Source organism: uncultured Photobacterium sp. (genome assembly GCF_947502415.1).
Classification (GTDB): Bacteria; Pseudomonadota; Gammaproteobacteria; order Enterobacterales; family Vibrionaceae; genus Photobacterium.
Genome location: NZ_CANMZV010000002.1, coordinates 17,871 through 33,198, shown reverse-complemented (window position 1 = coordinate 33,198; position 15,328 = coordinate 17,871). Strand labels below are relative to the sequence as shown.

11 protein-coding genes are annotated in these 15,328 nt (G+C 47.3%); 3 read left to right on the top strand and 8 right to left on the bottom strand.

Translation table 11 applies throughout. The features are described from left to right. Positions 1 to 43: 43 nt before the first annotated feature. Positions 44 to 1,435 carry a peptide MFS transporter gene (locus Q0852_RS02610; protein ID WP_299013489.1) on the top strand — a complete coding sequence of 464 codons (1,392 nt, stop codon included), beginning with the start codon at positions 44 to 46 and terminating at the stop codon, positions 1,433 to 1,435. 98 nt (positions 1,436 to 1,533) lie between these two features. Here Q0852_RS02610 and Q0852_RS02605 read toward each other — a convergent pair whose 3' ends face one another. Continuing rightward, the gene (locus Q0852_RS02605) at positions 1,534 to 2,583 is read right to left on the bottom strand and encodes a response regulator (RefSeq protein ID WP_299013487.1); all 1,050 of its coding nucleotides are present in this window, start codon (positions 2,581 to 2,583) and stop codon (positions 1,534 to 1,536) included. A gap of 345 nt (positions 2,584 to 2,928) precedes the next feature. Here Q0852_RS02605 and Q0852_RS02600 point away from each other — a divergent pair, with 345 nt between their 5' ends. Both Q0852_RS02600 and Q0852_RS02595 read left to right on the top strand, forming a co-directional pair. Next, positions 2,929 to 3,804 carry a LysR family transcriptional regulator gene (locus Q0852_RS02600; RefSeq protein WP_299013485.1) on the top strand — a complete coding sequence of 292 codons (876 nt, stop codon included), beginning with the start codon at positions 2,929 to 2,931 and terminating at the stop codon, positions 3,802 to 3,804. Between the two features lie 206 nt (positions 3,805 to 4,010). Next, positions 4,011 to 4,610 carry a Yip1 family protein gene (locus Q0852_RS02595; protein WP_299013483.1) on the top strand — a complete coding sequence of 200 codons (600 nt, stop codon included), beginning with the start codon at positions 4,011 to 4,013 and terminating at the stop codon, positions 4,608 to 4,610. 80 nt (positions 4,611 to 4,690) lie between these two features. On the opposite strand, the gene purF is transcribed toward Q0852_RS02595, so the two are convergent. From purF to Q0852_RS02560, 7 genes are all read right to left on the bottom strand, one after another. Further along, complete coding sequence (purF, locus tag Q0852_RS02590) at positions 4,691 to 6,208, bottom strand: amidophosphoribosyltransferase (protein WP_299013481.1); 1,518 nt, start codon at positions 6,206 to 6,208, stop codon at positions 4,691 to 4,693. Positions 6,209 to 6,340: 132 nt separating this feature from the next. After that, positions 6,341 to 6,832 carry a colicin V production protein gene (cvpA, locus tag Q0852_RS02585; protein WP_299014281.1) on the bottom strand — a complete coding sequence of 164 codons (492 nt, stop codon included), beginning with the start codon at positions 6,830 to 6,832 and terminating at the stop codon, positions 6,341 to 6,343. 64 nt (positions 6,833 to 6,896) lie between these two features. Further along, on the bottom strand, positions 6,897 to 7,382 hold the full coding sequence (locus Q0852_RS02580; RefSeq protein WP_299013479.1) for an SPOR domain-containing protein: 486 nt from the start codon (positions 7,380 to 7,382) through the stop codon (positions 6,897 to 6,899). A gap of 2 nt (positions 7,383 to 7,384) precedes the next feature. Next, entirely contained in the window at positions 7,385 to 8,656 is a 1,272-nt protein-coding gene (folC, locus tag Q0852_RS02575) for a bifunctional tetrahydrofolate synthase/dihydrofolate synthase (protein WP_299014279.1), read from the bottom strand. Between the two features lie 162 nt (positions 8,657 to 8,818). Beyond that, the gene (gene accD / locus Q0852_RS02570; protein WP_299013477.1) at positions 8,819 to 9,748 is read right to left on the bottom strand and encodes an acetyl-CoA carboxylase, carboxyltransferase subunit beta; all 930 of its coding nucleotides are present in this window, start codon (positions 9,746 to 9,748) and stop codon (positions 8,819 to 8,821) included. 259 nt (positions 9,749 to 10,007) lie between these two features. Then, positions 10,008 to 10,793, bottom strand: a complete 786-nt coding sequence (gene truA, locus Q0852_RS02565) for a tRNA pseudouridine(38-40) synthase TruA (protein ID WP_299013475.1) — start codon at positions 10,791 to 10,793, stop codon at positions 10,008 to 10,010. Between the two features lie 144 nt (positions 10,794 to 10,937). Next, complete coding sequence (locus Q0852_RS02560) at positions 10,938 to 15,158, bottom strand: FimV/HubP family polar landmark protein (RefSeq protein ID WP_299013473.1); 4,221 nt, start codon at positions 15,156 to 15,158, stop codon at positions 10,938 to 10,940. Positions 15,159 to 15,328 lie beyond the last annotated feature (170 nt).

Below are 15,328 nucleotides of genomic sequence, written 5' to 3'. Positions count from 1 at the left end.
CGAATTTGCAAACGCACAAATAACTCAATACTAGAGAATAATTATGAGCAATCTGAAAAGTGGTACATTACTTGGCCACCCAAAAGGTTTGTTTTTACTGTTTGGAACAGAACTGTGGGAACGATTTTCTTACTACGCCATGCGCGCAATTTTGGTACTTTATCTTACAGATAAAACCATCAATGGTGGCCTTGGCTGGTCAACTCAAGACGCACTAAACCTTTACGGCATCTACACCGGTCTTGTTTTCATCACTCCTCTTATTGGTGGGTGGATTGCCGATAACTTCCTGGGCCAACGCCGCTCTATCATCTTCGGTGGCATCCTGATGGCGCTGGGGCAATTTACGCTGGCACTGCCTAATAGCATGATTGATCCGCATGCAATAACAGCATTCTACCTAGGCTTAGGTTTGCTAATTATTGGTAACGGCCTGTTCAAGCCAAATATCTCTACCATGGTAGGTGACCTATATCAGGAAGGCGATAACCGCCGTGACGGTGCTTTCACTATCTTCTACATGGGTATCAACCTCGGCTCTCTACTTGCGGGGATCATCGCAGGTACAGCTTCTGCAACTTATGGCTGGAAAGCAGGTTTTCTGACTGCCGGTATTGGTATGTTAATCAGCTTAGTTACCCAGTTAATGTTTGCTGAACGTCTACTGGGCGATATCGGTAAGGTTCCGGCCGCCAAGCGTGCAGCTGAAATGAACAAGTCAGGTAAAAAAGTACCGCTAACGGCACAAGAACGTGATCGTCTGAAAGTTATCATGATCATGGGTACGTTCGTTATTATCTTCTGGGCAGGGTTCGAGCAGGCCGGTGGCCTGATGAACATCTACTCTCAGCAGTACACTGACCGTATGCTTGGTAGCTTTGAAGTCCCAGCCGCTTGGTTCCAGTCTCTGAACCCATTCTTTGTTATCACTCTGGCACCTATCATTGCCTCTATCTGGGTGAAAATGGGGCCTAAAGAGCCTGGCTCTCCAATTAAATTTGCGATGGGCCTGTTCTTCCTTGCTATTGGTTTCTTATGCATGGTCGGTGCCGTTATTCAGCAAGGTGGTGATATCACCGTTAAAACGTCGATGATGTGGCTGGTTGGCGCTTACTTCTTCCATACTCTTGGTGAACTTTGCCTGTCTCCAATCGGCCTGTCTATGGTCACTAAGCTTTCACCACTTCGTCTGACATCTCTGATGATGGGGGCATGGTTCGGCTTCACCGCAATTGCTAACTACGTTTCTGGAATTATCGGAGCACAAGTCGGTGAAGCTGGTCCGATGGCTATCTTCAGCGGTATTGCAATTGCTGCGACCATCGCTGGCGTACTTCTACTACTTTGCTCTAACCAGCTGATCCGTTGGATGCACGGCGCTGAAGGTCAAGTTGTTGAAGAAGAAACAACTGAAGCGCAACCAGTTGAAGCATAATAAATATCAAGAAGCGAGCATCTAGAACCTAGAAACGAGCTTCGAAACTAAAAAACGAGAGCCATTGGCTCTCGTTTTTTATTCTATTCACTAAAACCCTAAAAACCACACCTTTTCAGCGTCAAACTAAAGCTCGCGGAACCAATTTCGCTCAGTGACAAGCGCCCCCCAGATTCCGACAGCTGCAACCTCACGATATCATTTTGGCTGGCATTCGTGCCCAGCCATGTCTGGACAGGGATGTTATTATTACCATCACTGGTTTGAAGTACAGCACCAAGCCCGGAAGAAATCACCGACAAGCTCTTATCACACGCATCAAAAATACCAAACAGAGCTTTGATCGGTGATGCATAGCCCGAATGCTTCATTCCTTTCTCAATTAACTGGATCAAGCTAGATATATTGTTCTCATCGGCCATTCGAGTTCGAAGGTAATCATTAAAGAAGGCACGTATGAGTAAAGTCGTTGCTGTACCGTTTTCAGGATCGGATGAAGAATCCACCAAGTAAAATGCCAGTCGCCCATCCATCAGCCAGGTATAATCGAGTAGCACTGGTTGCACATCGGCAGCTTGCAGCACGCAATAGTTCAACTGCCAATCCCCCTGGCTTGAATCTACTTCAGGCATCAGCCCCATCAACAATTCGCGAGCAGCACGAGGATTGGCTTTCAACTCTTCAATGTGCCACTCAAGCTCCTCATCGATTCCACTTTCATCTTGACTCACACCAAACCACTGGCTGGAGAAGTCTCGATTTTCGGTTACTGAATCCTGTGACTTAAGCACAGATAAGATCGCCGATTTCAACACCATGATGTTATCAAGTGGCTTTATCAAAAAATCTTTGACACCATGTCGCAAGGCCGCTGCCACGTCCCCCATATTTCCAGTTCCGGATATCACAATGACCGGCACCATAGGGTATTGCACCGAAATCTCTTCAACAAACTCCATCCCACTTAAGATTGGCATCGCTAGATCACAAAGCAAAACATCAGGTATCCCGTCCCGCAACGCCTGCAGACCAGCCAATCCATCTTCTGCCTCACGCACACTGCAACCCTGGCTTTTTAAAAAGCCAGCAATCATCATACGAAAAACAGGATCGTCTTCGACAACGAGAACGTCTTTATCCTCAAGCAAAGGTTGAGCCCTCCAAGAATGATGGGTTGCTATACCCCGCTTTTTTTCAGGGGGATCGACGGGTTTATCCGAGTATGTGCGCATAAAAGCCCATTAGCTAATCAACCTATCAAAAGCATAGGTCGGAAATTGAGTTCCGTCATGGCTCTAACGATTTTCAGAAAAGATATAAGTTGATATTGCAACCTACTTCAAACATTAGCCATTTCAAGGCATAAAAATCTACATATTAATATTTATGGCGGGGAAATATTGATTTACAGCAAAACTTGTTAGAATAATGAAATCTTTTAACACATTTCGTTATACAATTCCCAATTATAAGTTTTCAGTTATTGTGTGTGTATGAAGCTTGACGATTTAAATTTGTTTCGTATGGTTGTCGACAATGGCAGCTATACAGCCGCCTCTCGAAAAACTCAAGTCCCTGTCGCAACCCTGACCCGACGGATCCAAGCCCTGGAGGAATGCCTCAGTATTCGCCTGTTAAACCGTCATGCCCGTAAGCTGTCTCTGACAGAAGCTGGACAAAAATTCTATGACGATTGTAGCCCTCTGCTTCAGCAGCTTGTTGATACTACGGAACACATTAGCGAAGAATGTAAAGGTGCAGCCGGTAAACTCAAAATAGCCGCACCATCTAACCTCACCAAGGTGATGCTTCAGCCGATGCTGAACGCTTTTATGATGGAGCACCCGGCTATCAGTATCGAGCTGAATATGAGTAGCGAACCAGAGCAGCTCGACCCAACGGACTGGGATGTGATTTTCCGTGTTGGTCCGCAACGAGACTCTACCCTGATTGCCCGGCGAATCAATGCAGTCAAAGACATCTTGGTTGCCAGCCCTGAATACCTGAAAAACAATGCGGAGCCCAAGCATGCTCAGGATCTCCACCAGCATTCCCTGCTTAAAGGCAAGCCTTTATTACGCTGGCGCCTTACCGACAGTAACGGCGAAACCATAGCAGTCAATGAACGAGGCCGCTTCGAAGCAAATCAGCTCAACGTAGTCCGTAAAGCATGCGTTAGCGGGCTAGGTATCACTCTAATGCCGGATGTGATGCTGAAAAAATATATAGAATCCGGCGAACTGATTCAAATACTGGAAAACTGGTCGGCCAACCCGCGTGAAGTCTACCTGTTATATAATCACCGCGACTACCAGCCGGAAAAACTTCGCCTGTTTATTGAATTTGCTAGCGAATACTTCAAGTTATAAGCCTTACTCTACTTTTATTGCCAGTCGGTCACACCGGCTGGCCCCTCCAATTTCTTGCCAACCCAGACAAGCGCGACTAAATGTTAATGTACTGAATAAGGGATTTATCTGTGCTTGTTCGGTATATATCAGAAGAGCACAAAAAATGTTCTTAAGTCGAACAACTTGACCGTGCGAATTACCGCACAGGATAACGAGGTAATGCTATGATTCTGGGACACCTATTTGGGCTATATACCCATCCAAAACAAGAGTGGCGTGCCATTGACAAGGACCACGAAGGTATTCAAAACAGCCTCTCGCACATATTGTTGATTGCTTTGCTGCCACCAACCTTTGCCTTTATCTCCAGTGTCTTTATTGGATGGCGAATAGGTGTCGGTGAGCCGATTTACCTTACCCAATCAAGCGCATTGAGTATGTCCGTTGCCATGTATTTCGCTCTAATCGCCGGGGTTTTTGCCCTAGCCTATCTGACTTACTGGATGAGTCATACATTCGGTTCGACACCAACATTTACCCAAGCTCTTGAGTTGGCAGCCTATACGGCAACGCCATTATTTATGATCAGCATCGCAGCTATCTATCCCCAAGTCTGGTTCATTATGATTGCAGGCTTGATTGGTGTTGCCTACTCCGTATATCTCCTATACACAGGAGTGCCGATTCTGATGCACATTCCAGAAGAACGAGGCTTCATCTATGCCAGCTCGATTGTGACCTGCGGCTTAGTATTGCTGGTATCGATCATCGCCGGCTCGGTTATTCTATGGAACCTGGGAATCGGACCACAATTTAGCCATTAAGAAGTAGAAGTAGAAGTAGAAGTACGATCAAAAAAGCGAATGGGTAAAACCATTCGCTTTCTGCTTTCTGCTTTCTGGGCTTATACCCCTTCGTTATGCAATTCGAGGTTTGCTAAATCCTGTTGCATTTCACGTTGAGTCTTAGAGTCTTCGCTACGCAGACTTTCCAAGTAATCCAAGTAATCCTGATTAATATCGCCAGTCACATAAGTGCCGCTAAAGACAGATGTCTCGAACTGCTTGATATCAGGGTTTCCTTCGGCAACCGCTGCTACCAGATCATCAAGATCCTGGAATATCAGGCCATCAGCCCCAATCATCTTACAAATTTCATCCACTTCACGGCCATGTGCAATCAGCTCGTTGGCACTTGGCATATCAATACCGTAAACATTCGGGAAACGAACTTCCGGTGCAGCTGATGCCAAATAAACTTTACGGGCTCCGGCTTCACGCGCCATTTCTATAATCTGCTCTGACGTTGTGCCACGGACGATGGAGTCATCAACCAACAGGACATTCTTATCCTTAAACTCAGAGCGAATAGCATTGAGCTTACGACGTACCGATTTACGACGCATTTGCTGACCAGGCATGATAAAGGTTCGACCGACATAGCGATTTTTCACAAATCCCTGACGGTATGGTTTATCCAATGTGCGGGCGATTTCCAGCGCACTATCACAAGATGTTTCAGGTATTGGGATCACCACATCAATATCATGGTTAAACCATTCTCGCTTGATCTTCTCACCCAACTTCTGACCCATACAAACACGGGCGCTGTAAACAGAAACTTTATCAATGAAAGAATCGGGACGGGCAAAATAAACAAACTCAAAAACACATGGGTGCAAAGCCGGATTATCAGCACACTGCTCGGTATAAAGCTGGCCATCAAAATCAAGATACACGGCTTCACCTGGCGAAACATCACGCATAAAATCGAACCCAACGGCATCAAGTGCAACAGATTCAGATGCCACCATATATTCAACCTTACCACCCACTTCGCGCCGCCCCAGGCAAAGAGGGCGAATACCGTTCGGATCGCGAAATGCAATCAAACCATGGCCGATTACCATAGCTACGACCGCATAAGCCCCGGAAACAATGCGGTGAACGGCACGAACAGCTGAGAATATATCTTCAGGAGTAAGCGGATACGACGATGCCCCTTCCAACTGGTTAGCTAATACATTCAGAAGAATTTCAGAATCTGAGGAGGTATTCACATGGCGGCGGGCTTGCTTAAAAAGACTTTCCTGGATATCGGCCGCATTGGTCAGGTTACCGTTATGCGCCAATGAGATGCCAAAAGGCGAGTTCACATAAAACGGTTGAGCTTCAGAGGCACTGGAACTCCCCGCGGTCGGGTACCTAACGTGGCCAATTCCCACAGTTCCCTGCAAACGCTGCATGTGCCTGGTGGCAAAAACATCACGTACCAGACCGTTTGCCTTACGCAGACGAAAACGATTGCTTTCCAGGGTAACAATACCGGCGGCATCCTGGCCGCGATGCTGCAGCACGATCAGTGCATCATAGATAGACTGGTTTACCGGGGTTGATCCCACGATTCCGACAATACCACACATGTCCTAAATCCTCGTCACGCATTAAGTAGCAGTTAAAACCGTTTCTACCAATACCTGATTTTCAGCAGGTATCCGGTTCTACCGAATGCCCGCTGAATGTGTTGTATCAATAAAAGCAGCTATACACCGGCACTAAAATGCGCCGGGCAAGAAACTTGACGTATCTTTGAGGTAAGTAAAGAACCATTCGATCACAACGCCAAACTGTGGGATCAACTGCGACTGCTGCCACCAGTCTGCTTTGGCAAATCCCGTGAATGCATCAATAAAGAACAGTAAGGCCGACACAATCAATACGCCCCTCACTCCACCAAAGACAATTCCCAGAACACGATCTGTTCCTGACAAACCGGTTTTCTGGACTAACTGTCCAATCACATAGTTCACCACTGCACCGACAATCAGTGTCGCGATGAACAACGCGGCAATGGCGCTACCATTTCGTAGCATCTCATCCCTAATGTTCGTAAAGTATGCTGCTAGCTGAGTATAAAAATTACTGGCTATAAAAAAAGCAGCAAACCAAATTATCAGTGACAATGCTTCTTTAACAAATCCACGGATCAAACTGACCAGTGCAGAGAAGCCTATTACGCCTAAAATTACGTAATCTATCCAGATCATCATTTGTTATATTCGTCTTGTTGGTGCGTATTCTAACAGAAAAAATTAGAACGCAAACGTTTACCTAAGGGTTGAGTGGGTTAAATCTAAGCAATCGGCCTTTCAATCCAGTTAATTTTTCCAAATCTTTGACCTGTGCTGATAACTTTGACTTCGATATATCCGGGCCGACAACTACTCGTGCCAGATCACCTTTTTTAGGCTGTTTGGGGAAAACATGTGCCTGATAACCTGCATCACGCAATTTGACAACCAACTGGTTGGCATTATCAATATTACGGAACACACCTAACTGGACCACCCAACCGCTGTCCTGATTGCCAACTTTTGGCTCACTGACAGGCTCGGGTGGCAAGTCAATCTCTGCAAACTCTGGCTCAGGTATTGTCGCAAACTCCTCTTCACTGCCAATCTGCGGCTGAAGAGGAATACTGGCGAACTGCTCCTGATAATGCTGTTTCTTGCCATCGAACAAATCGGGCAGAAAGATAACACCGATAGCAACCAAAATAATGGTTCCGACCAATCGGCTCTGAAATTTACTCGCCACGTCTACTCCTGTGATGATGAAATATGGCTGGAAACTTGACCGACAGTGTAAAACGAGCCAAACACGATTACCATATCCTCGCCTCCGGCTTGCGTCACCGCTGCCTCATAAGCTTGTTCTGGGGTCCGATACGCTGGCACATCACCATCCAGATAAGCAATAATCTCTTCTGCTTTAGCGGCTCGAGGTCCTTCAAGTGACGCTGGGTACCACGCATCAACAATGCCAGTCATCTCAGCGATCGTTGCTGCGATATCTTTATCATGCAGCATAGCGACCACACCATGAATACGCCCTTTGCTTTCGCGCTGCTTAATTATGCTTAGCTGCTCAGCAAAATAATGGGCTGAATGAGGGTTGTGGGCCACATCCAGGATAGTCAGCGGTGACGATGAAACCCGCTCCATACGGCCCGGCAAAGAAGCTTTAGACAGGCCAGCTGCAATGTTTTCATCGCTAATTTCAAGCTCAGCCACGCCCAACGCCATCAACGCGGTAGCCGCATTCGGCAGTGGCAAAGACGGTAATGGAAGGTTTTGCAGGTCAAAAGCACCACAATGCCAGCGCCAGCTACTCCCCTCCTGCTGATAATCAAACTGATAACCCACCTGGTACAATTGGGCTCCGATGTCATCCGCATGAGCCGGCACACTGGCTGGAGGATTTGGCTGACCACAAACGGCTGGTTTTTCTGAGCGGAAAATACCGGCTTTCTCATAGCCAATCACTTCGATATCATCACCCAGCCAGTCAACGTGATCGACAGCAAGGCTGGTGATAACGGCAACATCGTGTTCGACAATATTGGTTGCATCAAGACGTCCGCCAAGGCCAACTTCAAGAATAACCACATCAACCTGATGCTGCTTAAACAGCTGCAATGACGCAAGCGTACCGAACTCAAACAGACTCAAGCTAGTATCGCCACGGTACTGCTCGATAGCAGCAAATGCCTGGCTATGTTCACTATCTGCCAATTCCTGGCCATTAATACGTACCCGCTCGTTATAACGGATTAAATGCGGAGAGTTATATACACCCACCTTGTAGCCAGCATCCAACAAAATAGCTTCAAGAATAGCGCAAGTAGATCCTTTGCCGTTTGTTCCGGCAACGGTAATAACGCGTTGTGCAGGCTTAGTTAGCTGTGCTCGCTGCGCAACAGCAAGAGCGCGATCTAATCCAAGGTCAATGGCACTGGTGTGGAGGTTTTCTAAGTAAGTCAGCCAGGAAGAAAGAGGGGCTGTGGCTTGTGGTGCTGTCAGTCCGGACATTGTATTCATTCTAAATTAGTACCAATAATGGGTACTAATTTAACACTGAAACGAGTTTGAATTCATGCAATCACTACAATAAATTCAATCAACAGGCTATACATACTGCTCTGAATGATTGCTATGATTGCCATTCAAACTCGCTTCAGCCGCCGATAACGATTATTCCTGCTCGTTATCAACGTCAGTTGTATCTTCGCTTACCGCAGGCTTCTCAGTCGGTACCGGCACCACCATCGGCGATGTGGCATGAGTTAGCTTAGCAATCAAACCACCAATACGCTGACGCATTTCACGACGGTCAACAATCATGTCGATAGCGCCGTGATCAAGCAGGAACTCACTACGCTGGAAGCCTTCTGGAAGCTTCTCACGTACTGTCTGCTCAATAACACGCTGGCCAGCAAAGCCAATCAATGCCTTCGGCTCACCGATATTGATATCACCCAGCATAGCCAGACTTGCCGATACACCACCCAATGTCGGATCCGTCAGAACCGAAATAAATGGCAGGCCCTTGTTTGACAAACGCTCTAGTGCTGCACTGGTTTTAGCCATCTGCATCAGTGACATCAGCGCTTCCTGCATACGAGCACCACCACTGGCAGAGAAACATACCAAAGCACAGTTATTGGCAATGGCTTCATCAACAGCACGAACAAATTTAGCGCCCACTACGGAGCCCATCGATCCCGCCATGAAAGAGAACTCAAACGCGCAGACAACCAGTGGCTGCTCAAGTAGCGTACCCTTCATAACAACCATGGCGTCTTTTTCACCACTTGTTTTTTGTGCTGTCGATAGGCGATCTTTATATTTCTTCGAGTCGCGGAACTTCAGCTTATCTTTTGGCTCTAGTTCATCCGCAATTTCTACCTGGCCTTCAGCATCCAGGAACGTTTCCAGGCGATGGCGCGCCTTAATTCTCATGTGATGGTCACACTTCGGACATACTTCTAGGTTACGCTCTAGCTCTGCATGGTAAAGCACTTGTTCACATGACGTACATTTGGTCCATACCCCTTCAGGGATAGACGCTTTTCGAGAAGAAACAATGTTGCTTTTCGTGAGGATCTTTTCAAGCCAGCTCATGAATGACCTTTAATCTTCTTATTTCCCGGCTAGATAGCCGAGAATTACAAATTCGTTAATTTACCGGTTAATTTACCGACGTGGAATTAAAGCACAAAGTTGTCGATCTGTAGATAAAAAACTGGTTGTACTAGTTGTTTACAGTGATGAATTACATCATAAGAGTAACGAGATGTGATCTTGCTGCCATTTTTAATGGCAACGACTAATCACCTGTTTTTCAGTTCGTTACTCATCATCCAACATCGATTATGACACTTTAATCTGGCAAAAATAGCGGGCCAATTGAAGCCCGAGGCAGACCAAACTCTTCAGGATAATCTACATCAACCAAATACAGGCCTTCCGCTTTAGCCGTTGCACCAGCAAGGGTGCGATTTTTTTGTTCCAGTAACCACTGCATCCATTCTGGTTTTTCTTCACCACGACCGACTTTGATCAAGCTACCCGTGATATTTCGTACCATATGGTGAACAAATGCATTCGCCTTGATATCAATAATGACGAAGTTACCCTGACGAGACACATTTAAGTGCATAAGATTACGCCAAGGACTAAGTGATTGACAATAAACAGCACGGAAGGATGTGAAGTCATTCTCACCTAGCAAGTACTGACCTGCCTCATGCATTTTTTTCACATCAAGTTCACCATGGTAGTGGCTCACCCCTTTACTCAGAATTGCAGGGCGTAGTGCATGATTATAGATGATATAGCGATAGCGGCGAGCGGTTGCAGTAAAACGAGCGTGGAAATCCTCATTCACTTCCTTAGCCCAACGGACCGCAATATCTTTCGGCAAGTTAGCATTGGTTCCCATCGTCCAGGCAACCATTTTACGTTCAATGTCGACATCAAAATGAACAACCTGTCCAGTACCATGAACGCCGGCATCAGTACGACCGGCACACTGTACCTCGATAGGCTGGTTAGCAATTTTGCTTAACGCTTTTTCCAGGCGCTCTTGCACACTATCAACGTCACGCTGACGCTGCCAACCATAATACTTGGCACCATCATACTCGATACCTAAAGCTATTCGCATAATTTACTTCGTTCTTTCTGTCGGCGCAGATGGCCTGTTTTCAAGGAGAGAGGGATTATAGGGAAAAAAAGAATGAGTTTCGAGGGGGGGTAACCAGAGAGGCGAGCATCTCCTCGACACTCGCCTCTCAATCATCGGTCTTCTCTAGCCTCTCACCTTCTGAAGCAGGGCTTGCGCTTCTCGTTTACTTTGTTCATCACCGTTATTAGCAATATCTTCCAGTAAACCCTGCGCACCTTCACTGTCATTCATCTCAAGGTATGCCTTTGCCAAATCTAATTTGCAGGCCCCCCCCCCCTGACTGTCAACATCAAAAGCAGCCACATCAGACAAAACATCTGGGAACTCATCCAATCCGACTTCAAGATTAAGCGGCTCTTCTTCAACTTCAACTGATTCTTCAGTTTCCATGTCCTTCATCAGCTCATCAATACTGATATAGTCTGTTGGTGAGATTCGCTCATCAACTAACTCACTGCCAGCCTCTTCAGACAATTCAGTCCGGGTATCCAACTCAGCCTGCAGCATATCTGTATCAAAGGCATCGACGTCTTCAGTCTGCATCTGCGGCTGTTCTGCCCAGTCTTCCGTTGCAATTTCTGGCTTGGGACTGCTCGCAGCCCAGATCCCTGAATCTTCTTCCGGCATTTCCAGCTCAGCTGAAACAAGACCTTCATCGGCAAACGAGTTGAAAAGTAACTGCTCGCGCTCAGCGTCCAACTCCGTCTGAAGCGCAAGACCTGCTTCCAGATCAAAGTCAGAACTTTCAGCTTTAACTTCAGGACTACCCGCTAGGTTATCGGTAACATCAGCAGGCGCTTCAGCAACCACACTATCGAGCTCTGGTTCTAATTCAGGCTCGAACTCTGGCGTATTCAGGGCACTCTCATTCGAATCCTCTAAAACCATCGCCATCGGTTCAGCTTGAAGTTCAGCAGCCGATTCCTGAACCGGGCTATTGAGCTCATCACCCAAACCTCCCAATATCGGTTCAGGTTCACCATCCTGCTCGCTCAGCAATGCAGCCATATCTAAGCCTGCAGCATCGACCAGCTCATCATCAAACATCTTAGCAGGCTCAGCGTCCTTAGCCTCCGCCACCTGCGGCTCACGGTTGCCCCGAAGCCCTTGCTCAAGCTCGTATTGTTCAAGTTCAAGCTGCTCGTCAAAAGAAGCCTGCAGCGCCTCGTCTTCGCTGAATTCTGGCAATGCATCAGGATCAATGGTTTCAAACTCAACCTGCTGCTCACCGTGAATCGACGCTGGCATAGGCTCTGCTTCTGGCAATTGCGCTTCCATCTCAACCGGAAGAGATTCAACAACAGGCTCTGGAGATACCGGGGCTGCTTCAGGTGCTTGCTGCAACTGCTTCACAATTTGGTCAAGTGCACCCTGCTCATCATCATCTGACAATGCAGTAGGCAGCTCCTCCTGCACTTCTGCTTCAGGCTCGTTAGATGCCGCGTCTTCATCAAATTCCGGCAAATCATCCAACTTTTGAGGAACACTTTCTTCTGCAGAAAATAGTTCTGGCTCAGATTCAGCCAATACCACTTCTTCATCGAACGTCGGGAACTCATCATCAGCAAGAGCTGACAACATATTATCTTCCAGCTCTTCGCCATGAAATTCTGGTGCCACCGCTTCTGTAAGCGCAGCCGACTCAAGATTTTCACGTCCCTCTAGTCCCGGATTTGTCTCACCGAGAAGCCCATCAACACCGGTAGGCACATCAATAACATCAGCGCTTGCTTCTTCAACCTCAAACTCAGGTGCATGCGGCTCTTCCTGCTTCTGTAGAGACTCCAAATTATCAAGCAGCTCATCAACACTTCGCTCTATAATCTCGACATCACCTGACTGAGACTCTTCCTGTAGCGCTTCAACACCCGGAGCATCTTCAATATCAGCAAGTAGCGCATTGATTTCTTCAACGTCTTCGCCAACTTCTTCAGCGACTTCATCCACAGGTTCAAGAGCATCTGAAACATCAGTACTCAACTCAGATTGAACCGTAATTTCTGGCTCTGGCTCTGGCTCTGGCTCTGGCTCTGGCTCTGGCTCTGGCTCTCCAGTATCTTGGGTCACTTGCTCCTGTAAAGGAGCATTTAAAATCGCATCAAATGCCGGATTATCCGCATCTGGGAAATCCGCATCAGCAAGCACCTCATGAGCTGCCTTAATCTGCGGAAGCTCAAATGCATCTTCAGCCGAGAGCTCATTATCAGCAGGTAATTCACTATCTAAAGCCTGCGCATCTTGCTGCCCACTGTGCTGAGCAAGAATATCATCAAGTAAATCCGTGCTACTTTCATCGATCACAACATCGTTGATATTGATGGCACCTTCGCCGCCAACTTCATCCAACCCAGCAGCAGTATCTGGCGCGACAGAGCCTTCTTCATCAATCTCATCCACCAGCTCATCCAGCAAAGCAGTGCTGTTCTCGTCAACCGAAACGCCAGCATTAAATAATGAATCATCGGCACCTTCATCAATCAACTCATCGAGCAGAGCGGTACTATTTTCTTCAACTTCGATATCACTCGATAGCTCATCTTCTTCAATTAGCTCATCCAACAAGGCGACACTGTCATCACCCAGCAGCGATTCAAGTTCTTCTTCCGGTAATGCATTTTCTTCAGCTAAAAAAATGGCATCGACATCAGCAAGTGCCGGCTCATCAGTAGCCTGCAGAGCAAGGTCTTCCGCTTGTTTTTCTGCAACCTCTACCGCATCTACAACACTACTTGGAGCTGCTACACTCTCATCCGGCGTATCTTCTTCCTCACCGGTAGTGGCAAACAGCGAATCCAGATCACCCTGGTCGATAATTTGCTGTGCTGGGTCAGCTTCTGGCTCTTGTTTCTCAGCATCTACTTCAGACAACAAGTCATCCAGAATTGACTGGTCAAGCAAACCATCTTCAATCCCTTGTTCTGCTACTAAGTCGTCATCAAGCCCGCTTAAAGAGCCACTGTCGGCCAGGTCAAAGTTATCATCATCCTCAGATTCGCTCTGAAGCGATTGCTCCCACAATGAAGTCAACGCCTCATCAGTACTTTGATCCGGAGATTGATCCATTTCATCGAGGGCACGCTCCATATCCTGAAGTCCGATAGCCTGCTCGTCACCTTTAATAGAAATACTGCTCGGAGTCAGGCCGCTACCAATCTCGAATTCATCGTTGTCGCCTGAAGAGAGATCCAGCATATCCATCGATTCGGCTTGCTTATCACCATCAGCCGAAAACAGGCTGTTTTCAGGATCATTGAACAGCACATCTTCATCTGAGCCGAAAAGCTCATCCATTTCATCGCTACTGTCCGGATCATTATCATCACCCGGCGGGGGTACCATTGCTGGTTCTTGCTCTTCTGGCGAGCCCAAGGATTTAACGTCATCCTCATCATCTTCCTTCCTACGTCTCAGCATGAAGAAAGCAAGCGCACCTGCAAGCAGCGAACCGGGGATGAATGCCGTTGCCGCAAGGGCCCAAGGGTTATCGACTAAGCCATCCAGCCAATAAGATTCCTGCTTAACAGGCTCTTCTGGTATTTGAGTTTTCTTTTGTTCAATAAATTCTTTGATCTGATCACGCAAAATGTCATCACTACTGACCTGATCTCGCAGCGCCGTCACTTCGTGCTGCATTTCAGACAGGCGAACACGTAGTAAGTGGTTGCTCTCCAGCAGTTTGTTGAGCTGAACGTCTGATGCATCCAGCTGTTGCTGAAGTGCCGCCGGCTTCTGAGGAATACCGCCCTTCGCGGCTTTTACAGGCTCTGGCTGTACTGCAGCAACTTTTGGGGTGTTTGGTTTAACCTGAACTTCCTTGACTACCGGCGGTTGAGGAACCGGCTCAGCAACAACGGTTGGTTTTGGCTTCGGCCTAGCCTGAGGAGTCGGCGTACTACGCGTTGACGCCTGACGAGACTGACGGCGTTTATCTGCCTCTAGGCGGCGCTTAACGCTGTCGACATCTTCTTGCAGCGCCTGAGCGAGTGTCGGCATTTTCAGGGTACTACCCGGAATCAAACCGTGAATATTATTTTGCTCAAAAGCTTGTGGGTTAGCCCGGTGAATCGCACCGATAATCTGATAAACAGAAACCCCACCATTTGCCGGCAAGCTGCGAGAAGCGATCGACCACAAGGTTTCGCTCTTCTTTGTCGGTCCATAAATAGGTGCCAAGGCACGAGTCTGGGCATTGTTCTGGGAACGCTCCATGACAGCAGCAGACTGTTCACCGCCGGATGGGCCAAATATACGAACAGTATTAGCTTGAACCGGCATCTGTAAGGCTGCACTTGCGATAATAGCCGGTAATATAAATCGTTTTATCATAGTCGATAGGTCAGACACTGCCTGTTGCCCCCTCTGGCAGAGATAAGTAATAAGTTTCGAGCATCGAGCAGTAAGGAACGAGAATCGAATTCATGGCGCATAGCATAAAGAATCTATCGACCTCTATTCAAGACTCTTAAGCTGTAAATGAGGATTGTTGCCTACCTGACAGGTATGTCAAGGTTGTC